Below are 23,542 nucleotides of genomic sequence, written 5' to 3' on the forward strand. Positions count from 1 at the left end.
ACGGACATGGCTTCCAATCATTCAAGCACCAAACGGCGCGCTACCCGCGTCCGCCGCCAGCTCCGCAAGGTGGCCGGCGACCGTCCGCGCCTGAGCATTCATCGCTCCTCCAAAAACATCTATGCCCAGGTTATCGACGATACCAAGGGCGTGACGGTGGCCGCAGCCTCCACTTTGGAAAAGGATCTGCGCGGCGATCTGAAAACCGGCGCCGATTCAGCTGCTGCGGCAGCTGTTGGCAAGCTGGTTGCAGAGCGCGCCGTGAAGGCAGGCGTCAAGGAAGTGGTCTTCGACCGTGGCGCCTTCATCTATCATGGCCGCGTCAAGGCGCTGGCCGATGCTGCCCGCGAGGGCGGTCTGAACTTCTGATTTCACATGCCGCCCGGCAGGTCGCGCTTTGCATGAAGCAGCGAAACCACCAGGCGGAAAACACGCGTGCTTCCGGAAAAGAACAAGGACAGGATCATGGCACAGGACAGAAAACCCCGCGGCAATCGCTCCCGCGATGACCGTGACGAGCGCGACAGCGAATTCGTCGACAAGCTCGTTGGCATCAACCGCGTTGCCAAAGTGGTCAAGGGCGGACGCCGTTTCGGCTTTGCAGCCCTGGTGGTCGTTGGCGACCAGAAAGGCCGCGTCGGCTTTGGCAATGGCAAGGCACGCGAAGTGCCCGAGGCGATCCGCAAGGCAACCGAATCTGCCAAACGCGACATGATCTTCGTTCCATTGCGTTCGGGCCGTACCCTGCACCACGATGTTGACGGGCGCTGGGGCGCGGGCAAGGTGCATCTGCGCGCTGCCGAACCTGGTACCGGCATCATTGCAGGCGGCCCGATGCGTGCCGTTTTCGAAACCCTGGGCGTTCAGGACGTGGTCGCCAAGTCGATCGGTTCCTCCAACCCCTACAACATGGTGCGTGCCACCTTCGATGCGCTGAAAAAGCAGATGCATCCCAAGGACATCGCCGCCCAGCGCGGACTGAAATACTCGACCCTGCAGGCCCGCCGCCGTGATCTGATCGGCAGCGAGGAATAAGCAGGCGTCAACCGGTTACAAGGAGCCAAATCATGGCTGACAAGAAAAAGACCATTACGGTTGAGCAGATCGGCAGCCCGCTGCGCCGTCCTGACATTCAGCGCCGCACGCTGATCGGTCTCGGTCTCAACAAGATGAACCGCCGCCGCACGCTGGAAGATACTCCTGCCGTGCGTGGCATGATCAACAAGATCCCGCACCTCGTGCGCATCGTCGAAGAAGCCTGAGCCGGGGAGTTACGATTATGAAACTGAATGATATCAAGGACAATGAGGGCGCCAATCCCTCGCGCCGCCGCGTTGGACGCGGCATCGGCTCTTCCAAGGGCAAGACCGGCGGGCGTGGCGTCAAGGGTCAGAAATCCCGTTCGGGCGTTGCCATCAACGGCTTCGAAGGCGGGCAGATGCCAATCTACCGCCGCCTGCCAAAGCGCGGCTTCTCCAACGCAATGTTCGGCAAGGATTACAACGAAGTTTCGCTTGGCCGCATTCAGGCAGCGATTGATGCCGGCAAACTCGATGCCAAGGCCACCGTGGACGCCGAGGCACTGGTAAAGGCCGGTGTGATCCGCCGCGTGCGCGACGGTGTTCGCATCCTTTCCGACGGCGACATCAAGGCCAAGGTCAGCGTTTCCGTTGCCGGTGCCTCAAGGGCCGCCATCGCCAAGCTCGAAAAAGCCGGCGGCAAGTTCGAGATTTCCGGTGATGCCGGTGATGTTCCCTTTGTCGACGATGTCGTGCTGATCGACGGCATCGGCACCAAGACGGCAAGGGCTCTGCGTGCTGCAGGCGTTTCCAGGCTCAGCGAGCTCGTCAAGATGGACGATGGGGAACTGGCAAAGGCATGCAAGGAAGCAGGCGCCGGTTCGTCCTGGAAATCCCAGGAATGGAAGGTCCAGGCCCAGGAAATGATCGACGGCAAACCGCCGCGTGCCCAGGTTGACCGGGACTTGGCCCGCAAAATGGGCGAAAAATCCGGTAAATAACAACCGGGAATGAAGATCGAGCCCGGGAAATTCCCGGGCTTTTTTATTGTTTCGGCCTTGCGGTCCTCGCACATTGTTGAACCAAAGTCTGGCTAAAATTGCAGACGGATCGGCAATGAGCGGTTGAAAAACGCCCCCGCGAAGGTCCATATAGGCGTTGAATTTGCGGGCCTTGGATAATCAGCCCGAAACCGCGGAGAATTCCATGGCATCAGCTGCCGAACAACTTGCCGCCAATCTCAATTTTTCCAGTTTTTCCAAGGCAACCGAGCTTAAAAAGCGGCTGTGGTTCACCCTTGGCGCGCTGATCGTTTACCGGCTCGGAACCTATATTCCCCTGCCGGGCATCAACCCGGAAGCCTATGCCCAGGCCTTCAACAGCCAGAGCCAGGGCGTGCTTGGCCTGTTCAACATGTTTGCCGGCGGCGCCGTGGAGCGCCTGGCCATTCTGGCCCTCGGCATCATGCCCTATATTTCCGCCTCCATCATCATGCAGTTGATGACGTCCATCGTTCCCTCGCTGGAAGCGTTGAAAAAGGAAGGCGAACAGGGCCGCAAGATCATCAACCAGTACACCCGCTACGGCACGGTCATTCTCGCCACCATGCAGGCCTATGGCATCGCCATTGGCCTTGAAGGCGGGCAGGGGATCGTCACCGATCCGGGCTGGTTCTTCCGCATCACTGCGGTGCTGTCGCTGGTTGGCGGCACCATGTTCCTGATGTGGCTTGGTGAACAGATGACCGCCCGCGGGGTGGGCAACGGCATTTCGCTGATCATTTTTGCCGGCATCGTCGCTGCCATGCCTGGCGCCGTGGCGCAATTGCTCGAACAGGGCCGTCAGGGCATTATCGAAACGCCTATCATCCTGCTGATCCTTGCCGCCATGATCGTGCTGATCGGCGTGATCGTGTTCGTTGAGCGCGCCCAGCGCCGCCTGCTGATCCAGTACCCCAAGCGCCAGATCGGCATGAAGATGTTCCAGGGGGACACCTCCCACCTGCCGCTCAAGCTGAACACCGCCGGGGTTATTCCGCCGATCTTTGCCTCTTCGCTGCTCCTGCTGCCGCTGACGGTTGCAAGCTTTGCCAACAATGAAAGCCTGCCTGGCTGGCTTTCGGTGATTGCCGCCAATCTGGGACGCGGCCAGCCGGTCTATCTGTTGCTTTATGCCGCCCTGATCGTCTTCTTCGCCTTTTTCTATACGGCAATCGTCTTCAATCCCAAGGACACCGCCGACAATCTGAAAAAGCAGGGCGGCTTTATTCCGGGTATCCGTCCTGGCGAGCGCACCGCCGAATACATCGAATACGTGCTGACCCGCGTTACTGCTGTCGGTGCGGTCTATCTGGTGATCGTCTGTCTTATTCCGGAAGTTTTCCTGAGCAATATCGGCATCTCCGCCTTCCTGGGCGGCACGTCGATGCTGATCATGGTATCGGTGCCCATGGACACGATCCAGCAGATCCAGGGCCATCTGCTGGCCCACCAGTATGAAGGCCTGGTCAAGAAGTCTCAGCTTCGCGGCGGCAAAAACCGTGGTGGACAGAGATCGGGTCAAAAATCCGGCCACAGATCGGGGAGGAACAGACGTTGATGAGACTGATACTGCTTGGACCGCCGGGAGCGGGGAAGGGAACACAGGCCAAGTTTCTGGTCGACGCCTATGGCATTCCGCAGCTTTCGACCGGCGACATGCTGCGCGAGGCAGTTGCTGCCGGCAGCGATGTCGGCAAACAGGCAAAAGCCATCATGGAGGCCGGCAAGCTGGTTTCCGACGATATCATGAATGCAATCATTTCCGAGCGCATCAGCCAGCCAGACTGCAGGAAGGGGTTCATCCTCGACGGCTTCCCCCGTACCCTGGAACAGGCAGACGCGCTGTACCACATGCTCGAAGGCAAGGGCATGGAGATCGACACGGTCATCGCCCTGGAAGTGGACGACGATGCGCTGGTCGAGCGTATTTCAGGCCGGTTTACCTGCGGCAATTGCGGGGAAGGCTACCACGACAAATTCAAACAGCCGGCAAAGGAAGGCGTTTGCGACCGTTGCGGCGAAAGTGACTTCAAGCGCCGCAAGGACGACAATCCCGAAACGCTGCGCACCAGGCTGTTTGCCTATTACAAGGATACCGCCCCGCTGATCGGCTACTATCATGCCTACCGCAAGCTCAGGACCGTCGACGGCATGGCCGATATCGGCGATGTGACCAAGGCGATTCGGGCCGTTCTGGAGGCCTGAAGCCACCCTCAAAGCCCCCAAAAGCCCCCCCAAAAAGCCCCCTGTGACAGCCAGCGCCCCCGCAATAAAGCAGTTTTCGTGCCAATTGCTGGTCACATACCCGACAATGCGCTTGACAACACCCGGTCCCGCTACTAAATCGGGGCCACAATCTGAAAAGATACAGATCGGAACCGGAAAAATGGCCGGAACCGGTCTTTTGTTTTGAAAACAGCTTTCAAGACTTGTTAAACGCCTGCAAGGGCCGGCCTCCACCGGACGCGGGTAATGCAATCGGGGCGGGATCTGCCTGCCCGAACACATGGAGTGAAAAAATGGCCCGTATCGCCGGTGTCAACCTGCCGACCGCCAAGCGCGCAATCATCGCCCTTCAATACATTCATGGAATTGGCCCCAAGGGGGCTGCCCGTATCATCGAACAGGCCGGTATCGAGCCTGCCCGCCGGGTCAATGAACTCAACGATTCGGAAGTCGTGCGCATCCGTGAAATCATCGATGCCGAATTTACCGTTGAGGGCGATCTGCGCCGCGAAACGTCGATGAACATCAAACGCCTGATGGACCTTGGCTGCTATCGTGGCCTGCGCCATCGCCGCGGGCTTCCCGTTCGCGGTCAGCGCACCCACACCAATGCCCGCACCCGCAAGGGACCGGCAAAGGCGATTGCAGGCAAGAAGAAGTAACGCCCTGCAGGCGTTCCGGCCGGGGCGCTGCAGGAAAACAATCGGGTGTCTGCCGGTTGCATGGGCAGATACCTGGTGGAGCCGCTGGCATTACGGCGGTGTTGAGATCAAAGCAAGGAAACGTAAATGGCCAAGGAAGCAGGACGCGTCAAACGGCGTGAACGCAAGAATATCTCATCGGGCGTTGCCCATGTGAATTCCACCTTCAACAATACCATGATCACCATTACCGATGCCCAAGGCAATACAATCTCTTGGTCATCCGCCGGCATGCAGGGGTTCAAGGGCTCGCGCAAGTCCACCCCCTATGCCGCCCAGGTCGCTGCAGAGGATGCCGCCAAGAAAGCCATGGAACACGGCATGAAGACCCTTGAGGTCGAGGTGCGCGGTCCGGGCTCTGGCCGTGAATCGGCGCTGCGTGCACTGCAGGCCGCCGGCTTCTACATCACCTCCATTCGTGATGTGACCGCCATTCCGCATAACGGTGTACGACCGCGCAAGAAGCGCCGGGTCTGACGCCAGTCTGCAAGTCGCCTGCAACCATTCCGCATTGCAGGTCTGCCTTTGGAAAATGCCACGAGTGGATGGTGGCAGCCAACCATAGGAAACATGTCCCATGATCCAGAAGAACTGGTCCGAACTCATCAAGCCCAACAAACTTGATATCGTGTCGTCCAGCCCAACCAAGGCCGTTGTTGTTGCCGAACCGCTGGAACGCGGCTACGGCCTGACCCTTGGCAATGCGCTGCGCCGGGTGCTGCTGTCCTCGCTTCAGGGCGCAGCCGTCACCGCCGTGCAGATCGACGGCGTTCTGCATGAATTCTCCTCCATTGCCGGTGTCCGCGAAGACGTCACCGACATGGTGCTCAACATCAAGGAAATCGCCATCCGCATGGAAGGCGATGGCCCCAAGCGCATGGTCGTGCGCAAGGAAGGCCCGGGCGTTGTAACCGCTGGCGATATCCAGACCGTGGGCGATGTTGAAATCCTCAATCCTGATCTGGTCATCTGCACCCTCGACGAGGGCACGGAAATCCGCATGGAACTGACGGTCGACACCGGCAAGGGCTATGTGCCTGCAGACCGCAACCGCGCCGAGGATGCGCCGATCGGCCTGATCCCCGTCGACAGCCTTTATTCACCGGTACGCAAGGTCTCCTACAAGATCGACGCCACCCGTGAAGGCCAGGTGCTCGACTATGACAAGCTGACCTTGACCATCGAAACCAATGGCGCTGTCACGCCGGAAGATGCGGTTGCCTATGCAGCCCGTATCATCCAGGACCAGCTTTCCATCTTCGTCAACTTCGACGAGCCGGTGAAAGAGGAAGTCCAGGAAGAAGTCCAGGAACTGGCCTTCAACCCTGCGCTGCTGAAAAAGGTCGACGAGCTGGAACTTTCCGTACGCTCGGCGAACTGCCTGAAAAACGACAACATCGTCTATATCGGCGATCTCATTCAAAAGACCGAGTCCGAAATGCTTCGCACGCCGAACTTCGGCCGCAAGTCGCTGAACGAGATCAAGGAAGTGCTCGCAGGCATGGGCCTGCATCTGGGCATGGAAGTGCCGGCATGGCCGCCGGAAAACATCGAGGACCTCGCAAAGCGTTACGAGGACCAGTACTAACCGGCAAAGCCGGACGCCCGCAATGGCGATGCGATCCGGGGGGCCGAAATGAAACTTCTTCGTTCGCGATTGTGCGGGCGAAGAGCGAGCCGGCCGGTGGGCCGCCCCCGCGCAGGCAGGAAGCGTAGCTTCCTCGCCGTGAGCGAAAATCACAGTTGCTGCGATCTCAAGTCCTAGGCGCAGCACATTCCGCTGAAGGAGAAGGCAAATGAGACACGGAAAAGCCCATCGCAAACTCAATCGGACGGCGAGCCACCGCAAGGCGATGTTCGCCAATATGGCCGCATCCCTGATCGAGCACGAGCAGATCGTCACCACGCTGCCGAAAGCCAAGGAAATGCGCTCGATCATCGACAAGCTGATCACGCTGGGAAAACGCGGCGATCTGCATGCCCGCCGCCAGGCCATTGCCAAGGTTCGCGATGTGGAACAGGTCAGGAAGCTGTTTGACGTACTGGGTCCGCGCTATGCTGAACGCAATGGCGGATACAGCCGCGTGCTGAAGGCCGGTTTCCGCTACGGTGACAATGCGCCGATGGCGGTCATCGAGCTGGTCGACCGCGATCCCGATGCCAAGGGTGCAAAGGACCGTGCCCGTCTTGAGGCAATGGAAACCGAGATGGAAACCGCCGAGGGCGCGGAAGCCTGATCACCGGCGGATCGACAGCATTGCAAACAAGGCCGGGCTTGCCAGAGCCCGGCTTTTTTGTGGCTGCTCCCGCGCCGGCCGGAACGAAACTTCTTGACCTTCCCGTAGCTGTAAGCTGCATGCTTGGCCCTCATCACCAAGGAGGGTTTGAACGATGATGCAGGGTTACGGCGACGGCATGATGTTCGGTATGGGCTTCGGCATGCTCTTTTTCCTGTTGGTGATTTTGGCGATCGGGTTCGGCCTTGGCTATATGGCCGGCCGCAACCGCTGACGGTTTCACCAGGTGACAGCGCGCGATTGCATCACGAGCGCTAGAGCGTGTCCGGCTTAAATGGAATCGTTTGAGCGCCGGGAGTTTGGTCTTCGGCAAGGAGGAAAATGCGACGCAGTGCAGGCACTGTCAGTATTCTCCGGCGCTGCCCGAAGGGCAGGGAACCAGGTTCAAACGATTGCAGAAAACCCGATACATTCATGATGTTAAGTGCCCGGCTGTGGTGTCGTTTGCGTTCTGTCTTCGTCGAAATCCTCGCGAGGTGGCAAGGCACCGCGCTGCGGTATTCTCCTTGCCGGAAACGAAAAATCCATCCATGCAAACTGCTTCCATTTAAACCGGACACGCTCTAAGCTGCAATTCAGCCCGCGCCAGCCATCGGGGCCTCTGCTCCGTTGGCTTTTTGACGGTATGGCTGCCTGCGCGCGGTTTACTTGCCATGTTTGCGTCCCTATTTTCATGGCAGGATTCCCGCTTTCCGCAGAAGGATTTCTCCATGAAACGCTGGCCAATTGCCGTCCTGGCCCTGATCGGCCTTGTTTTCGTCATGCCCCTGGCAACCCCGCCTGCGCGCGCCCAGAATGCCCTTGAAGATGTCTTCAAGAAGACGCTTGACGACCTGCTCGGCGGCACCACCAAAGGTGGCGATGGCAAGAGCCGGGCGGAGCAGGTCCCCGCCTCCAGGGCGCAAATCGATCTGACTTTTGCACCGCTGGTGCGTGAGGCGGCGCCGTCCGTGGTCAACGTCTTTACCGCAAAACTGGTGCAGGCGCGCCGTTCCCCGTTTGAAGGCGATCCCTTCTTTGAGCGGTTCTTTGGCCGCAACAGTCCGTTCGGCGCACCGCGCCAGCGCCGCAAGATGCAGAACTCCCTCGGCTCCGGCGTGATCATTTCCGAAGACGGTTTCGTGCTGACCAACAACCACGTCATAACCGATGCCGACGAAGTCAAGGTCGTGCTCAATGACGGCTCGGAATACGAGGCGGAGATCATGCTGAAGGACGAAAAGTCCGATCTTGCCGTGCTCAGGATTACCGAGGGTGGCCGGTTTGAGCCCATCGAAATCGCCGATTCCGACGAAGTGGCTGTCGGCGATCTCGTGCTTGCCATCGGCAATCCATTCGGCGTTGGCCAGACGGTCACCAGCGGCATCGTTTCCGCCGTTGCCCGTTCGCGCGTGGGGATCACCGATTTCGACTTCTTCATCCAGACCGATGCCGCCATCAATCCCGGCAATTCCGGCGGTGCGCTGGTCAACATGCGCGGCGAACTGATCGGCATCAACACGGCCATTTATTCGCGCTCGGGCGGTTCCCACGGCATCGGTTTTGCCATTCCCTCCAACATGGCGCGGGTGGTAATGCGCTCCGTTGAATCGGGCGATGACAGCGTTACCCGTCCATGGCTTGGGGTCGACACCCAGGAAGTAACGGCCGAGATCGCCGAATCCCTGGGCATGAAGCGGCCGGGCGGAGTGCTGGTGGCCTCCGTCTATCCCGGTGGCCCGGCGGACCGGGCAGGGCTGGAGCCAGGCGATGTGATCATCGGCATCAACCGCAAGGTCTTGCAGAACAACGACGCGCTCGCCTATCGCCTGGACACCATCGGCATTGGCGGGGATGCCGAACTGGTGGTCCTTTCCGGCGATGAGCGCAAGGTGGTGACCCTGCGGCTGCAGGAAGCACCTGAAACCGTGCCGCGCCGTGAAACCGTGATGGCCCCCGAAACGGTTTTGGGTGGTGCCACCATTGCCAATCTCTCGCCGGCAGTGGCGCAGGATGTGGGCATTTCCTCGCGCGACACCGGGGTGGTTGTCCTGAACGTTCAGCGTGGCACCCGTGCGGCTGCAAATGGCGTGCGCAAGGGAGACATCATTCTGGCCATCAATGGCGTTGAGGTGGATACCGTGCGGGAGGTCGAGCGCATCACCGCCCGCCAGTCACGCCGCGGCTGGCAGGTCGTATTGGAGCGCAATGGCCGCCAGCTGGCCTTCGAGCGCAATGGCCGTTTCTTCCGCCAATACCGGCTCTGAAATTTTGCATGGCCGATCTGTTCAAAGCTGATGATGATGATGGGGAGCGAGCAGCGCCCGAAGGCTATCGCCCGCTCGCAGATCGCATGCGGCCGCAAAGCCTCGGCGAAATTGCCGGCCAGGAGCATCTGACCGGACCGGACGGGTCGCTGACCCGCATGCTTCGCTCCAAATCCCTTGGCAGCCTTATCTTCTGGGGCCCGCCCGGTACGGGCAAAACGACAGCGGCAAGGCTGATCGCCGGCGAGAGCGGCCTTGCTTTCGAGCAGTTGTCGGCAATCTTCTCCGGCGTTGCCGATTTGAAGAAGGCCTTCGAGGCAGCCAGGCTCAGGCGCGCCAACGGCAAAACCACCGTGCTGTTCGTTGACGAGATCCACCGCTTCAACAAGGCACAGCAGGATTCCTTTCTGCCGGTGATGGAAGACGGCACCATCGTGCTCGTTGGCGCAACGACGGAAAATCCGAGCTTTGAACTCAATGCTGCGCTTTTGTCGCGCGCCAGCGTGCTGACCTTCAAGCCCCTGGATGGCGATGCGCTTGGAAAACTGCTGGAACGGGCCGAAGCCCTGGAGGAGCGAAAACTGCCGCTTGATGAGGAAGCGCGCGCTTCGCTCATTCGCATGGCCGACGGCGACGGCAGGGCGGTTCTGTCGCTGGCTGAAGAAGTCTGGCGCGTCGCCAAGCCGGAGGAGACCCTGAGCGCAGCCGCCTTGCAGCAGATCCTGCAGCGGCGCTCGCCAATCTACAACAAGGGCGCCGACGGCCATTACAATCTCATTTCAGCCCTGCACAAATCGGTGCGCGGCTCTGATCCCGATGCGGCGCTATACTATCTTTGCCGCATGTTCGATGCAGGTGAAGATCCCCGCTTTATCGGCCGCCGGCTGGTGCGCATGGCTTCAGAAGACATTGGCAATGCCGATCCGCAGGCGCTGGTTGTCTGCAATGCCGCAAAGGATACATACGATTTTCTCGGATCGCCCGAAGGCGAACTGGCGCTGGCTCAGGCCTGTGTCTATCTTGCCACCGCGCCCAAATCCAATGCCGTCTATACCGCCTTCAAGGGCGCCATGGCAGCGGCCAGGGAACACGGCTCGCTGCCACCGCCCAAACACATCCTCAACGCACCCACCAAGCTGATGAAGGGGGAGGGGTATGGCGAGGGCTATCGTTACGACCACGACCAGCCCGATGCCTTTTCCGGCCAGGACTATTTCCCTGAAACGATGGGCAGGCGCACGTTCTACGACCCGCCCGAACGCGGCTTTGAGCGCGAAATCAGGAAGCGGCTGGAATACTGGGAAAAACTGCGGCGCGAGCGTGCAAAAAAAGCTGATTGAGCCCGGCGGCTTTGACACCGGTCAAGGAAACCGCCGCCAAATCACGTTACGGGATCATGACCGACCCTGAGTTCAAGAGGCAAATTCATGAACCAATCAAAGCACCTTGCTGCCGCTCTTCTGTTCTGCGCCATGCCGCTTGCCGCTGCCGCGCAGTCCGAAAATCCGGCCTGGATCGAAACGCTCAACTTCGAGATGGAAAAGAACCACGAATGCGAGGTCGCCTATTACCTTCACATCAAGGAAGGCCAACTGGGCGCGCAGAAAACCTATGAAGCGCGGTTGCAATGCGTCGATGGACGGCAGTTCGACGCCAGCCGCATCGGTGAGGAGGGCGAGTTTACCGCCAAGCCCTGTCAAGTGCAGACCTGTTGAACAAGCCGCAGCGCCGCACGAAAGGAACTTCCATGAAAATTGCTGTTTTCTTTGCAACGGTGGAAGACCACACCCGCAAGATTGCAGGTAGGGTCGCAGCCCAGCTTGAAGAGGCCGGCCATGAAGCGGTCCTTGTCGACGTCAGCCAGCCTGGCCCGACAGGGGTTGCGGACATGGATGCTGCCATTCTGGCAGCGCCCATTCACGTCGGCCAGTATCCCCAGGCCTTTGTCGCTTTCATTCAGAGCTGGAAATCCCAGTTGTCCGACATTCCCACGGCGCTGATCACGTCCTCGCTGGGAATTGCCAGCAAAATCAGGGTGGAACGCAAGGAAGCCGAATCATTTCCTGAAGTGCTGTTTGAACAAACCGGCTGGCGCGCCAACCGGGTGCACAACGTTGCCGGTGCGCTGAAATATATTGAATACGATTTCTTCAAGCGCTGGATGATGCGCCGCATCTCGGCCATGGAAGGCGGCCCGGTCGACACATCCAAGGATCACGAACTGACCGACTGGGACCAGTTGAAGGAATTTGTCTCCAACTTCGTGCTGGAAGTGGATGTGGTGACGTAGCAGGGTTTTTGGCTAGAGCGTGTCCTGGTTGGATGGAATCGTTTGAACGCCGGTCACCGGGTCTTCGGCAAGGTCTGCTGCAAGACCGATCTTCGGCAACACCGCGCCCGTTCCCCACACGGTGGCGCCACCAAGCCAGATGCCATCTTTGAAGAACGCTCTTGGCGCAGTGGGAGCACGTGCCTTGAGGAAATCGTTGATGATTTCGAAATCATCGCGAATAGTCAGAAAATTCGTGCGATCAAGGCTTTCCAGATAAAATATCGGATTATTGAAATAGTGTTGGCTGCCAAGCCAGACAAGAAGCCTTGGGGTTCTTTCAGCAGCGATTCCAGTTTTGCCGGCTCCACAAGGGTTTTCTTCCTTAGGCCGGGTCGCGGTCGCGCAGGGCATCAATGCGTTGTTGCAGAGCTCGCCGCGCTTCATCCGGGCGTTGAGCATGGCTGTGCGAATGCCATGCCACGATGGTGGATGTAACCAGTATCAATCCGGTAAACAGGGTGAAGTACGGAGAAGCGATCATGGCGAAAATCTGCTCGCCCAGGCTGCCGCTGCTTCTCATTTGCTCTGCAAGCTTGGTAAAGAGGAAGCCAGCCATTCCGCCAGCCAGTAGACCAAAGGCAACCCACGCAGGCCAATGTCACCGGCAAACTCTGATAGCTTGCCATTTTGGCTGTGTTTGTGAGGCTTCGTGGTTGTCTCGTTCATGAAAAAATGCATGAGATTGGGTACGGCTTTACAAGCAACAGGTGTTTTTGCATTTGTTTTGAGCCGCGAAAAGGCTATTCACTGGTCGCATGATCCATCTTCTGCTTGTTGCCCTTGGCGGTGCTGTTGGCGCGTCGCTGCGTCATCTTTCCGGCCTGTTTTTCCTGCGCACCTTCGGGCCGGCCTTTCCCTTCGGCACGCTGTTCGTTAACGTGGCAGGATCGCTTGCCATGGGGTTGCTGATCGGCTGGCTGGCGCGGCGCACCGGCGGGACAAGCGCGGAACTACGGCTGTTCCTGGCAACCGGCCTGCTGGGCGGATTTACGACCTTTTCCGCCTTTTCGCTTGATTTTGCCGCGCTTTGGGAAGATGGCAGGCTGGCAATCGCCTTCGGCTATGCTGCAGCAAGCGTTGTACTCTCTCTGGCCGCCATCTTTGCCGGCCTGTGGCTGGCGCGTGCCGCCCTTGCATGAAACCCGGCAGGCCATTGTCATAAAAAAAAGTGTCGTTGAAAAAGGTTCCGCATTGACCCCGATCGTAAGCCAGAAAACCGTTGTCGAAGACGAGCAGAACATGCGGCTCGACCGCTGGTTCAAGCTGCATTTTCCCGGCCTTGGCTTTGGCCAGTTGCAGAAACTGCTGCGCTCGGGCCAGATCCGCGTCGATGGCGGCCGGGTAAAGGCCGACACCCGGTTAAAGCCGGGACAGGCGGTTCGCCTGCCGCCGCAGGTAACCGGCCTTCAAAGCGGGGTGCGCACCGGCCCGCTCACCGCCAACACGATCCGTGACAAACACGATCTGGAAGTACTTGAGGCAATGACGCTCCATGAGGACGGCAAGGTCGTTGTCTTCAACAAGCCCGCCGGGCTGGCCGTGCAGGGTGGCTCGGGACTTAACCGCCATGTCGACCGCATGCTTGAGGCGATGCGCAACAAGAAGGGCGAAAAGCCGCGCTTGGTTCACCGCCTTGACCGCGACACGTCGGGGGTTCTGGTGGTGGCGAAGACCCGGGGCGCTGCTGCCGCGCTGACCAGGGAGTTTCGAGGCCGCAATACCGAAAAAACCTACTGGGCCGTGGTCAGGGGCGTGCCGAAGCCGCGCCAGGGGCGCATTTCCAACTGGCTGGCGAAAGTCCGCAATGAAGAGGGCGACGACATCATGCGCGTGGTGCGCCATGGTACGCCTGACGCAGATCACGCCGTTTCCGAATACCAGGTGGTGGAGGCGTCAGGCTCAGCGCTGTGCTGGCTGGAACTAAAACCGGTTACAGGGCGAACCCATCAACTGCGGGTTCATTGCCAGTCCCTCGGCCATCCCATCCTTGGCGATCCGAAATATTTCGACATTGAAAACTGGCAGTTGCCGGGCGGCATCCAAAAAAAGCTTCACCTGCATGCCCGCCGTATCCGCATCGCCCATCCCGACGGCGGCATGCTGGATGTAACAGCCCCGCTGCCGCCGCACATGGTGCAGACATGGAATCTGCTCGGCTTCGATCCGGATTCAGAACTTGACTCTGTTTGAAACATTTTTTTGCAAAACCGATTCGCCATGCATTGACCGCTGATTCGCGAAGCAGCTATACAAAGCGAATCATGCGGCTGATCTTATTCGATGTGGACGGGACACTGATTGACAGCAAGGCTGTCATCCACGCATCCATGCGCCTTACACTACAGCGCTGGGGCTATGACGAACCTTCCGGCGAGGCGACCCGCACCCTGATCGGCCTTACCTTGGATACAGCCATTGCCAGACTGCTCCAGCGCGAGGTGGATGATGAAATTCTCGCCATGGTATCCGACTACAAGGATATTTATCTGCAGCTTTCACGGCAGCCCGAAATGCAATCCCTTCCGTTCGCCGGCATTGCATCGCTGCTCGACCGGCTGGCGCGGCGCGACGATGTACTGCTCGGCCTTGCGACGGGAAAATCGCGCCGCGGCGTTCACACAATGCTGCAGACGCCGCATTTTTCGGGCCGTTTCTCGGTCGCCCGCTGTGCCGACGACTGCCCCTCGAAACCCCATCCGGCAATGGTTCTGGAATGTTGCGATGAAACCAACATTTCTCCTTCCAACACCCTGATGATCGGCGATACCAGTTTCGACATGGAAATGGCCGCCGCAGCAAGGGCTACGGGACTGGGGGTCGGCTGGGGCTACCATCCGGCCGAGCGCATGCTGACGGCCGGCGCCAGCGCGGTTGCCCATTCCAGCCAGGCATTGCAGACGATGGTTGATGACTGGCTTGATGGGGAAACGCTGGGCGAACCCGCCGAGCCTGCAGACCTTTTTCAGGGCATGCGGAACTTCCAGTATGCGTGACATCCTGACGGGTGGGGGAAACGGGGGCGAGCGAACGCCTGAAGCCGCTGCCCAGGAAAACATGCGCCCCGTCCTGCCAAAACGTTTCTACAAAACCGTTTCCATCGCACCGCAGCACGATGCCTATGCGGTATTGCTCGATGGCAAATCCGTGCGAACGCCTGCCAAGGCCACCCTGTCGCTGCCGGGCGAAGCGGCCGCCAGGCTCGTTGCTGGCGAATGGGAGGCCCAGGGCGAGCATATTGACCCTGCGGCAATGCCGGTTACCCGGCTGGTCAATACGGCGCTGGACGGCATTGCAGGCGATACACAGCCGGTGCTGGAGGACATCGTCCGCTTTGCCGCCAGCGATTTGCTTTTTTACCGCGCTTCCTATCCCGAAGCGCTGGTCGAAAGCCAGAAACAGCACTGGGACCCGATCCTGGACTGGGTTGGTACCCGCACCGGGGCACGGTTTGAATGTGTGGAGGGCGTCATGCACATCGACCAGAGCCGGGAGGCGCTGGCGCTGTTTTCCGCGCATCTAAAGCCCTATGACGAGCCGGTCGCCCTTGCCTGTGTGCACACCATGACCTCGCTGACCGGCTCGGCCCTGACCGCCTATGCGCTGGCGGAGGGGGAAATCAGCCTCGATGCTGCCTGGAAGGCTGCCCATGTCGATGAGGACCACAACATCGCCCAGTGGGGCGAAGACCATGAGGCGGCCACACGCCGCAAACAACGTTTCGCTGAAATGAAGGCGGCAGCCGACCTGTTGGCGGCCCTTTCCTGACCGGTCGACTTCAGCTGCAAATCGCCCGTCGTCCATGCGGATTGTGCTGACAGTGTCTGTCAGCATTTTGCTTTCCAAGCTGAAGCAATCCGGGTAACGCTTGGCCAATGACCGGCAAGCAGTTTTCCCCCAAGAAACCACCGAACGGCATGCCCTCCCGCGGCCCGGCAAGACCTTTGACCGGCACCCTTGCCGCCGGCCCCACGCTGCCGGAGTCCGGCCCTCAAGCTGACAATCGCGCAACGGTGACAAGCGCGATCATTTTGATGGTAATTGCCATGACCATCGTGCCGCTGATGGATGTTATTTCGAAATATCTATCGACGCGCCACGCCATCAGTCCGGTGACGATCACCTGGGCCCGGTTTTCAGGTCAGGCGATTTTGATGCTCTTCTTCATCGTGCTGCGAATGGGGCTGTCCGGCGTTAGCGGCACGAACAATCTGGTCAACTTTGTCCGTGGAATGCTGATCGGCGGAGCGGTCAGTGTGTTCTTCATTGCCATAAAATACCTGCCGCTGGCAGAGGCGATCGCCACCTTCTTTGTCGAGCCGCTGATCGTGCTGCAGCTTTCGGCACTGTTCTTGGGCGAGAAGGTGGGCTGGCGGCGCAATCTTGCCGCCCTGGTGGGCTTTGGCGGCGCGCTGCTCATCATCCAGCCGACCTATGCCATCTTCGGGCCAACCGCGCTTCTGCCGCTGGTGACCGCCCTGCTGTTTTCGATCTATCTGATCTTGTCGCGGGTCGTCGGGCAGAAGGAAAACCCCTACACCATGCAATTCTGGTCGGGTCTTGGCGGGGTCGCCACCTGCTCAGCGTTTCTGGTTGCCGGCCAATGGGCGGGCATTTCGGACTTCGTGCTGACAGCCCCTTCAAGCCTTGAACCTTTTCTATGGCTCATCGCCATCATCATCATCGCCACCTTCTCCCATCTGTTGATCATCATCGCCTTTTCCCGCGCCGAAGCCTCCATCCTGGCGCCGTTCCAGTATCTTGAGATCGCCACGATCACCGTTGCCGGCTATTTTGTGTTCGGCGAATTTCCCACGCCGCTGCGATGGCTCGGCATCTTCATCATCATCGCCTCCGGCCTTTACATCTTTCTGCGCGAACGGCGTTTGAAAGGGTAGCGGTCTCCCCGTATTCACCCCCCATTAACCGTGTTTGTTGGCAATCGGGAAACCATGCCCTGATATCCTGTCACAGCGCCACAAACACGGGAATTTGGCACACCGGAATTCGGCACAGGGGAATTTGCCATGCATACAGAAAATTACGGCCCATATGCAGAACTGCTTGAAAAACCGGGTGAAATCAGTGCCAGTGATGTGCGCCGGCTGCGCCGGGAGATGTTTCGGGACGGCATCGTCAGCCAGTTGGAGGCCGATGCCGTTTTTGCCTTTAACGATGCCATCGCGGTCAAGTGTGACGAATGGAACGAGTTTTTCGTCGAGGCGCTGACCGACTACACGGTAATGCAGGCAGAACCGCGCGGCTATGTTTCAAACGCCAATGCCCAATGGCTGGCAAACCGGATTTCCCATGACGGGGTGGTCGACAGTGCCAGTGAACTGGAACTGCTGGTTCGTGTGCTGGCCAAATCCACCCAGTGTCCGCCGGCGCTGGCAGGTTTCGCGCTGGCCCAGATTGCCTATGCGGTGGTCGAGGGGGAAGGCCCGATTGCCCGCGGCATGCAACTGACCAGGGGCGTAATCGGCGAGGCGGAGGTCGATCTGCTTCGCGCCGTATTGTATGCGGCAGGGGCGCCAATGGACTTTCGATCTCCCGTCAGGAAGCTGAAATCCTGTTCGACATCAATGAGCGCACCGATGGCGCACGCAATCACCCGAGCTGGCAGGACCTGTTCGTGCGTGCCACGGCAAACTATCTGATGGCGGTTTCCTCTCCCTCTGCCCCCACAAGGGCCGAGGCGCTTGCCCGCCAGGAATGGCTTGAGGATAACGACACCGATGTTGCAGGTTTTATGGGACAGGTCTTTACCGGGCTCGGCGGCCTGTTCACCGAAGGCTTTTTCGACGATGTCTTTACCTCGGCCCATGTCCAGATGGAGCGCGCCTGGTCACGCAAAAACCGGGCTTTCGAGGCCGCAGCGCAGGCAAACGAACGGATCGATGCCGGTGAGGCGAAATGGCTGATCGAGCGCATCCGCCGCGATGGGGCGGTCAATGAAAACGAAAAGGCCCTGTTGAGCTTCCTGAAAGCCGAAAGCCACAGCATTGATCCCTCGGTAAAAAGCCTGATTGACGAAGTGGCAGCATAAGCAACACAAGCAACTTGCCTGACGTCATTCAACCGGCCCGAATACCGTTTGAAAATTGCGTTTCAGCGCCACGTCCACATCCTCCATGGTGACGGGCAGGCCCAGATCGGCCAGGCTGGTTACGCCGTGGCCGGTAACGCCGCACGGTACGATGCCGTCAAAATGGGAAAGTTCCGGTTCCACATTGAGCGAAACGCCGTGAAAGCTGACCCATTTCTTCAGCCGGATGCCGATTGCCGCGATCTTGTCCTCGTGCGGTATGCCGCCGGGAAGCGGTGCCTTGTCCGGCCGCCTTACCCAAACGCCGACCCGGTCCTCGCGCCGTTCGCCGGTGACGGAAAAATCGGCGAGGGTCGAAATGATCCAGGCTTCGAGCGCAGCGACAAAGGCGCGCACATCCTGTTTGCGGCGCTTCAGATCCAGCATCACATAGCAAACGCGCTGGCCGGGTCCGTGATAGGTATATTCACCGCCACGGCCTGTTGCGTGCACGGGAAAGCGCCCCGGGGCGATGAGATCGCCGTCACGGGCGCTGGTGCCGGCGGTATAGAGCGGGGGATGCTCGACCAGCCAGACGGCTTCCTGTTCGTTTCCCTGGCCGATTGTCATCGCCAGTTGCTCCATGTCCTGCACGGTTTGTTCGTATGCGCTCAATCCTTCCAGGACACGCCAGCGCACCGGTGGCGCGCCTTGCAGCGGCAAAAACCGCGCCGCCAGCCCCTCACGCGGAATGGCGCGGCCGGCAGGGCCCGGATTTTCGTCTTGAGAGACAGCGGTGGGGGTGGAAATTGGAGCCATCAGCGGCGGCTTCGCCTTTTCTGCAGCAGGTTGAGTGCACAGGCCTGTTTACAAAAAATCACCGGGCCTGCCAATTGCACCCTTGTTTCGCATCAGGGCATTTGCTAAACGCCCCATCGGCAGGTCCGGTCCAAACCGGGCGCCCAGATTTTCATGCGGTCGTGGCGGAATTGGTAGACGCGCAGCGTTGAGGTCGCTGTCCGGTAACACGGGTGGAAGTTCGAGTCTTCTCGACCGCACCATTAAAGGCCTCCGGCATCCTGCCGGAGGCTTTTTTTCTGCCCTTCTGGCCTTTACTGGGGAATGACCAGTTTGTCGCCGATCTGCAGGCGGCGGACATTTTCCACCGAATTGGCGGTTTCGATCTTCTTCCACTCCAGCGCGTCGCCATAATGTTCCTTGGCGATGAACCACAAGGTATCGCCGGCCTTGACGACATGATCGCCGGTCATTGTTTCTTCTGCCGTGGAACTTTCTTCTATCGCGGTTTCTTCCTGCTGGGCTGGCTCCTCGGCCGCTGCGGGCGCTTCCGTCATGGCCATTTCAAACATGCCGCCCTTCAGGATACGGCCATCGGTGTAGGGCTTGTAGGGGCTGTTGGCGGCAAGATGGTCGGCAACCACTTCTTCAAGACCTGGACCATAATCATAGGCGTTCAGGCCTTTGTCCTTGAACACCGCATAGCCGTCGCCGCCACCGCGCATGAAGTCGTTGGAGACAACCTTGTAGGTGGCGTCTGGATCGAGGTCGCTCCATTTGCCGTCCGCCATGACCTGAACCTGCTTGACGCGGCCCTTGAGCGGCTCGGCAGAATCATCCCAGGAAAAGCGAAGGCCTGAAACCTGCGGGAAACGGCCCTTGATCTCCTCAACCTGGCTGACGCCGTTTTCAAGCGCGGCCATCACATCCGAGCCCTTCAGTTCAAAGGTCGAAAGCGAGTTCTGGAAGGGCAGGACTTCCAGCACTTCGCCCATGGTGATCAGACCCTCGTCAATCGAGGCGCGCAATCCGCCGCCATTTTGAATGGCGATGGTAACGCCCTGGCCCTTGACCCGTTCCAGCATGGCATCGGCCACCAGATTGCCCATTGCGCATTCGCCAACGCGGCAGGAGCTGCGATCGCCGTCAATGACGGCGGCTGTTTCTCCCACCGGCTTTTTCTTCAATTCTTCAATGGGGGCGGCAAGTTCTGCAACCCGCGCTGCAACCGCCGCATCGGGCGTTACGCTTGAATCCAGAAGATGCGGTTCGCCATAGGCTGCCGTCACCACGCCTTCATCGTTGAAGTTGACGCTGATCTCGCCAAGATATTTCGAATAGGCACCAGCCTGCACGATCGGCACTTTAACGCCGTCCGGATTTTCCACCCAGACAGGGTAGGGACCTGCGGCGCTCTCTTCACCGTTGGAAAGCAGGGAATGGCTGTGGCCGCCAACAATCACATCGATGCCGGAAACACTGGCTGCGATCTGCTTGTCCATCGCAAGGCCCACATGGGTCAGCGCGATGATCTTGTTGACACCCTGGGATTGTATTTCGGGAATGGCCGACTTCAACACGCTGATTTCACCGGCAAAGGCAACATTGTCGCCCGGCGAGGAAAGCTCCTTCGTGTCGGCGGCAACCACCGAGACGATGCCGATTTTTTCGCCGCCCTTCTCAACGATCACATAGCCTGGCAGCTTGTCCTTCAGCAGCGGCTCGAAATAGGCAGACGTATTGGCGGAAATCACCGGAAACTCGGCCTTGTCGACAAACTTCGACAAGGTTTCCGCCCCATCGTCGAATTCGTGATTGCCCACGGCCATGGCATCGGGCCTGATCATGTTGAGGAGTTCGGCTGCCACTTCCCCCTTGTAGGTGGTGTAAAACAGCGAACCCTGGAACTGGTCGCCGGCATCGAGCACCAGAACGTTGGCATTGTCTTGCGCCAGTGCGGCGCGGCGCTCGTCGATCCTGGCCTTGATGCGTGCCATGCCGCCGAAACACTTGCCTTCGGCCTCGTCTTCAACCGCACAGGTGGAATTGTATTTGTTGACGGACTGAATGCGGCTGTGCACATCATTTGTGTGCAGAATATCGAGTACATAGTCGGCCTGCGCTGTGCCTGCACTCACCGCCAGCATCGAGCCCGATGCAAGCCAAACAAATCTGTTCATGATAACCTCCTGTTGGCGGGCGGGCATGCCCCGGCATGCTGTTGCGCGCTTTTTGCCGTGTATCCGGCATTGCCTTGCCGTGCCGGTCAGTTGGGCCGGTGCACGGTCACAGCACATGACAGGGTAGTTATCGCGCCCGATTGTGACAAGGATTTTTCACGATTTGGCGGGAACGCGGCCGCTTGCGCAAAGGCGCCAGAGCGTGTCCGGTTTAAATGGAAGCAGTTTGCATGAACGCAAAAGACACCACAGCCGGGCACTTAACATCATGAATGTATCGGGTTTTCTGCAATCGTTTGAACCTGGCTCCCGGGCCTTCGGACCGCGTTGCAAAAAGCTGACAGTGCCTGCACTGCGCCGCATTTTCCTCCTTGCCGAAGACCAAACTCCCGGCGCTCAAACGATTCTATTTAAGCCGGACACGCTCTAAATGTCGATACAGCCTGGAGAGAGCTATCCGCGCAGCCGCTTGACAAGGCTGTTGCCGTCTTCCTTGCGAGCCACAGGGGCCTTGGGCGCCCCCGGCGGGTTTTTGGCTGCCTCCGCATAGCGCTGTTCGATGCTCTTGGTGGCAAGCGCCTCAAGGGCATCGATTTTCGACCGGTCCGGCATTTTGCTACCGGGCGCAGCAGGTGCATCAGCCATTGCCGCATTCCCGGCATTTCCGCCCGGTGGTGTTGAATGTGGCGGTGCATCTGGCGTTGCATGAAACGTTGCAGGTGCTGCTTGCGGTGCGGTTGCCGGTGCAGGCGCCATTGCCGGTGCAGGCGAAGTCATGGCCGCAGTTGCCGCACGCACCGGTTCCTGCCCGTACGGATCGTCTGTTTGGGTCAGGTTTGCCGGCATGTGGTTGCCGCGCATGCGGGTGACAACGGCATTCAGGTTGACTTCGCGCCCGGCGCGCACGGCGTCCTGGTTCTCGCGAATATGCGCCCCCGGCAGGTCTTCTGCACCGACCGTCTCGAACGTCATGCGCATCGGCGAATAGACGGCTTCGCCGAAGGCGATGCACTCGCGGTTGGAGATCGAAGGCAGGAAGGCGATCGTGCTCTGCGCGCCGCTGTTGAACGCCCCTGCGATGATTTCCTGGTCCTTGGTGTTGGAAAGCCGCATGGCGAAAAAGCTGTTGCACTGGGACAGGATGGTCTGGTCGAGTTCGCTTGGCCGCTGGGTGATGATGCCGAGATAGGCGCCGTATTTCCGGCCTTCCTTCGCGATGCGTCCGATCGCCATACGGGTCGGCCAGAATCCGGCCTTTGGATCGGCGGGAATGTAGCGGTGCGCTTCCTCGGCAACCACCAGTGTCTGAACCGCCCCCTCGCTCGACAGCGCAAGATCGAAGGCGAGCCGGCACAAAACCGAGACGACGGACGATACCACCTCTGAAGGCAGACCCGACATCTCCAGGATGCAGATGGGACGGCCCCCCTGCGGGATTCTGAAAATCTCCGAGATCACTTCGTTGATCCGGTCGCCGCCGCATTTGGAAGGATCGAACATGAACTGGAAGCGTGCATCGTTGACGATGGTCTCGATGCGGTCCTTGAGCGATTTCAGATGCGGTTTTTCGGCCTTGCCGTCGAGCCTGCCGATCCGGTCATCGATCAGCTTGAGAAGGTCCAGCATGCGATAGGGAACAGGTGTATCGGCATTGATGCGCTGTTTTGCGGTGTTGGCCGAACGGATCAGCGACATGTTCGTGTCGCGGGCCTCTTCCATGTGCTGCGTTCTGGCCGTAACGACCATGTCGCGCAGGATTTCCTTTTCCACCTCGATGCCGTCCTGGCCGCGGAAAATCACTTCCGCAATCTCTTCCAGCGTGAACAGCCAGAAGGGCAGCACAAGACGGCTGGCGTTGAGTACATAGCCGTTTCTGGGAAATGCAGAGCCGAATTCATTGTGCGGGTCGAGCAGCAATACGCGAATGTCGGGCCGCGCCTCGACGATCTTCCGCAACATCAGGGTGACCGACGTGGATTTGCCAACGCCGGTGGAGCCAACCACGGCAAAATGCCGGCTCAGCAGCTTTTCAAAGTCGATCTTTGCCTCGATCGAGGGATCCTGGGTAACGTGCCCGATGCGGATCGTCGTTTCCGAATTGTTTCTAAATACCGCCGCCAGATCGCTGGAGCGGATACGGTGGGCAATGCATCCCAATTGCGGGAAACCGGAAATGCCGGTCGTAAAACGGGTGCCGTCCCTTGTGGGCGCCACTTCACCGATCAGTTCCACATGGACGGCCACATGATTGCGCTCGCCGTCCACCCAGCCATTGTCGGGCGAAACCACCTTGGCGGTCTGTCCGATAACGCGGTTCTCGCCAACCCAGATCGAGACAATCTGTCCGACTGCCCAGTAGTTTTCCATGTATTCGAGACGGTCGTCCACCTCGGCAGCGATCACCGCATGGTGGGCATCGCACCGGATCACATGGCCCCGGGTGCGGCGGCGGTCCGGGTCAAGCTCGCCCTCGCCCGTGCCGGCAGGGTTCTGCGGCGCGCTCTCGCTTGCCCTTACGGCCATCGCATGGTCTGTCGGTTCACTCTGCAAGTCGATCACACAACTGTTACGGCGGATGTATACAGTTTCGTTCAGGAAGGTAAATTTTTGGTTCAATTTCGGCTGCCGACCTTGCTTTTGCACCGGATGCGCTTCATTGCGTCGGGATAGCCGTTGAG

At 59.3% G+C, this 23,542-nt stretch carries 25 protein-coding genes, 1 tRNA gene and 1 pseudogene; 22 read left to right on the forward strand and 5 right to left on the reverse strand.

Annotated elements, in window-relative coordinates; translation table 11 throughout:
* Nucleotides 1-6: 6 nt before the first annotated feature.
* From rplR to BVL55_RS06480, 14 genes and pseudogenes are all read left to right on the forward strand, one after another.
* Nucleotides 7-369 (forward strand): 50S ribosomal protein L18, encoded by a 363-nt coding sequence (gene rplR / locus BVL55_RS06415; RefSeq protein WP_075996201.1) that lies wholly within the window; start codon nucleotides 7-9, stop codon nucleotides 367-369.
* Nucleotides 370-465: 96 nt separating this feature from the next.
* The gene (gene rpsE, locus BVL55_RS06420) at nucleotides 466-1,035 is read left to right on the forward strand and encodes a 30S ribosomal protein S5 (RefSeq protein ID WP_075996202.1); all 570 of its coding nucleotides are present in this window, start codon (nucleotides 466-468) and stop codon (nucleotides 1,033-1,035) included.
* A gap of 32 nt (nucleotides 1,036-1,067) precedes the next feature.
* Nucleotides 1,068-1,262, forward strand: a complete 195-nt coding sequence (gene rpmD, locus BVL55_RS06425) for a 50S ribosomal protein L30 (protein WP_205410850.1) — start codon at nucleotides 1,068-1,070, stop codon at nucleotides 1,260-1,262.
* Nucleotides 1,263-1,279: 17 nt separating this feature from the next.
* A pseudogene (rplO, locus tag BVL55_RS17020) lies at nucleotides 1,280-1,732 on the forward strand (50S ribosomal protein L15); the annotation flags it as partial.
* A 493-nt stretch (nucleotides 1,733-2,225) separates the two neighbouring features.
* Nucleotides 2,226-3,617: a preprotein translocase subunit SecY gene (gene secY, locus BVL55_RS06435; protein ID WP_075997963.1), complete on the forward strand. Its 1,392-nt coding sequence runs from the start codon at nucleotides 2,226-2,228 to the stop codon at nucleotides 3,615-3,617.
* Nucleotides 3,617-4,264: an adenylate kinase gene (locus tag BVL55_RS06440; RefSeq protein WP_075996204.1), complete on the forward strand. Its 648-nt coding sequence runs from the start codon at nucleotides 3,617-3,619 to the stop codon at nucleotides 4,262-4,264. The genes secY and BVL55_RS06440 overlap by 1 nt, the downstream gene beginning before the upstream one ends.
* A 314-nt stretch (nucleotides 4,265-4,578) precedes the next feature.
* Nucleotides 4,579-4,947 carry a 30S ribosomal protein S13 gene (gene rpsM, locus BVL55_RS06445; protein ID WP_075996205.1) on the forward strand — a complete coding sequence of 123 codons (369 nt, stop codon included), beginning with the start codon at nucleotides 4,579-4,581 and terminating at the stop codon, nucleotides 4,945-4,947.
* Between the two features lie 126 nt (nucleotides 4,948-5,073).
* Nucleotides 5,074-5,463: a 30S ribosomal protein S11 gene (gene rpsK / locus BVL55_RS06450; RefSeq protein WP_075996206.1), complete on the forward strand. Its 390-nt coding sequence runs from the start codon at nucleotides 5,074-5,076 to the stop codon at nucleotides 5,461-5,463.
* Nucleotides 5,464-5,563: 100 nt separating this feature from the next.
* Entirely contained in the window at nucleotides 5,564-6,574 is a 1,011-nt protein-coding gene (locus tag BVL55_RS06455) for a DNA-directed RNA polymerase subunit alpha (protein ID WP_075996207.1), read from the forward strand.
* Nucleotides 6,575-6,782: 208 nt separating this feature from the next.
* Nucleotides 6,783-7,223: a 50S ribosomal protein L17 gene (gene rplQ / locus BVL55_RS06460; protein ID WP_075996208.1), complete on the forward strand. Its 441-nt coding sequence runs from the start codon at nucleotides 6,783-6,785 to the stop codon at nucleotides 7,221-7,223.
* A gap of 770 nt (nucleotides 7,224-7,993) precedes the next feature.
* Entirely contained in the window at nucleotides 7,994-9,529 is a 1,536-nt protein-coding gene (locus BVL55_RS06465; RefSeq protein WP_162841460.1) for a DegQ family serine endoprotease, read from the forward strand.
* An 8-nt stretch (nucleotides 9,530-9,537) separates the two neighbouring features.
* Nucleotides 9,538-10,869: a replication-associated recombination protein A gene (locus BVL55_RS06470; protein WP_075996209.1), complete on the forward strand. Its 1,332-nt coding sequence runs from the start codon at nucleotides 9,538-9,540 to the stop codon at nucleotides 10,867-10,869.
* Between the two features lie 87 nt (nucleotides 10,870-10,956).
* The gene (locus tag BVL55_RS06475; protein WP_075996210.1) at nucleotides 10,957-11,244 is read left to right on the forward strand and encodes a C2 domain-containing protein; all 288 of its coding nucleotides are present in this window, start codon (nucleotides 10,957-10,959) and stop codon (nucleotides 11,242-11,244) included.
* Between the two features lie 32 nt (nucleotides 11,245-11,276).
* Nucleotides 11,277-11,819, forward strand: a complete 543-nt coding sequence (locus BVL55_RS06480) for a flavodoxin domain-containing protein (protein WP_075997965.1) — start codon at nucleotides 11,277-11,279, stop codon at nucleotides 11,817-11,819.
* Between the two features lie 12 nt (nucleotides 11,820-11,831).
* On the opposite strand, the gene BVL55_RS06485 is transcribed toward BVL55_RS06480, so the two are convergent.
* Both BVL55_RS06485 and BVL55_RS16720 read right to left on the reverse strand, forming a co-directional pair.
* Nucleotides 11,832-12,260 (reverse strand): hypothetical protein, encoded by a 429-nt coding sequence (locus BVL55_RS06485; protein WP_156892449.1) that lies wholly within the window; start codon nucleotides 12,258-12,260, stop codon nucleotides 11,832-11,834.
* Nucleotides 12,184-12,417: a hypothetical protein gene (locus tag BVL55_RS16720; protein ID WP_075996212.1), complete on the reverse strand. Its 234-nt coding sequence runs from the start codon at nucleotides 12,415-12,417 to the stop codon at nucleotides 12,184-12,186. Before BVL55_RS16720 ends, BVL55_RS06485 begins: the two co-directional genes overlap by 77 nt.
* A gap of 199 nt (nucleotides 12,418-12,616) precedes the next feature.
* Here BVL55_RS16720 and crcB point away from each other — a divergent pair, with 199 nt between their 5' ends.
* The 7 genes from crcB (at nucleotide 12,617) to BVL55_RS16230 (ending at nucleotide 17,907) form a co-directional block, all read left to right on the forward strand.
* Nucleotides 12,617-13,000 carry a fluoride efflux transporter CrcB gene (gene crcB, locus BVL55_RS06495; RefSeq protein WP_075996213.1) on the forward strand — a complete coding sequence of 128 codons (384 nt, stop codon included), beginning with the start codon at nucleotides 12,617-12,619 and terminating at the stop codon, nucleotides 12,998-13,000.
* Nucleotides 13,001-13,100: 100 nt separating this feature from the next.
* On the forward strand, nucleotides 13,101-14,051 hold the full coding sequence (locus BVL55_RS06500) for an RluA family pseudouridine synthase (RefSeq protein ID WP_075997966.1): 951 nt from the start codon (nucleotides 13,101-13,103) through the stop codon (nucleotides 14,049-14,051).
* A gap of 71 nt (nucleotides 14,052-14,122) precedes the next feature.
* Nucleotides 14,123-14,854: an HAD-IA family hydrolase gene (locus BVL55_RS06505; RefSeq protein ID WP_083649636.1), complete on the forward strand. Its 732-nt coding sequence runs from the start codon at nucleotides 14,123-14,125 to the stop codon at nucleotides 14,852-14,854.
* The gene (locus tag BVL55_RS06510; RefSeq protein WP_075996215.1) at nucleotides 14,847-15,626 is read left to right on the forward strand and encodes an ATP12 family chaperone protein; all 780 of its coding nucleotides are present in this window, start codon (nucleotides 14,847-14,849) and stop codon (nucleotides 15,624-15,626) included. The genes BVL55_RS06505 and BVL55_RS06510 overlap by 8 nt, the downstream gene beginning before the upstream one ends.
* A gap of 107 nt (nucleotides 15,627-15,733) precedes the next feature.
* Nucleotides 15,734-16,756: a DMT family transporter gene (locus BVL55_RS06515; RefSeq protein WP_083649404.1), complete on the forward strand. Its 1,023-nt coding sequence runs from the start codon at nucleotides 15,734-15,736 to the stop codon at nucleotides 16,754-16,756.
* Nucleotides 16,757-16,885: 129 nt separating this feature from the next.
* The gene (locus BVL55_RS16225) at nucleotides 16,886-17,518 is read left to right on the forward strand and encodes a hypothetical protein (protein ID WP_083649405.1); all 633 of its coding nucleotides are present in this window, start codon (nucleotides 16,886-16,888) and stop codon (nucleotides 17,516-17,518) included.
* Complete coding sequence (locus BVL55_RS16230; protein ID WP_156892451.1) at nucleotides 17,494-17,907, forward strand: hypothetical protein; 414 nt, start codon at nucleotides 17,494-17,496, stop codon at nucleotides 17,905-17,907. Before BVL55_RS16225 ends, BVL55_RS16230 begins: the two co-directional genes overlap by 25 nt.
* A gap of 24 nt (nucleotides 17,908-17,931) precedes the next feature.
* Here BVL55_RS16230 and lipB read toward each other — a convergent pair whose 3' ends face one another.
* Nucleotides 17,932-18,705, reverse strand: a complete 774-nt coding sequence (gene lipB / locus BVL55_RS06525) for a lipoyl(octanoyl) transferase LipB (RefSeq protein ID WP_083649407.1) — start codon at nucleotides 18,703-18,705, stop codon at nucleotides 17,932-17,934.
* 155 nt (nucleotides 18,706-18,860) lie between these two features.
* Here lipB and BVL55_RS06530 point away from each other — a divergent pair.
* A tRNA-Leu gene (locus BVL55_RS06530) sits at nucleotides 18,861-18,947 on the forward strand.
* 51 nt (nucleotides 18,948-18,998) lie between these two features.
* Here BVL55_RS06530 and BVL55_RS06535 read toward each other — a convergent pair.
* A complete protein-coding gene (locus BVL55_RS06535; protein WP_075997969.1) occupies nucleotides 18,999-20,864 on the reverse strand; it encodes a 5'-nucleotidase C-terminal domain-containing protein in 1,866 nt (621 codons plus the stop codon).
* A gap of 453 nt (nucleotides 20,865-21,317) precedes the next feature.
* Entirely contained in the window at nucleotides 21,318-23,387 is a 2,070-nt protein-coding gene (locus tag BVL55_RS06540; protein WP_162841461.1) for an ATP-binding protein, read from the reverse strand.
* Between the last annotated feature and the right edge of the window lie 155 nt (nucleotides 23,388-23,542).

The sequence above is a fragment of the Salaquimonas pukyongi genome, from assembly GCF_001953055.1.
GTDB lineage: Bacteria > Pseudomonadota > Alphaproteobacteria > Rhizobiales > Rhizobiaceae > Salaquimonas > Salaquimonas pukyongi.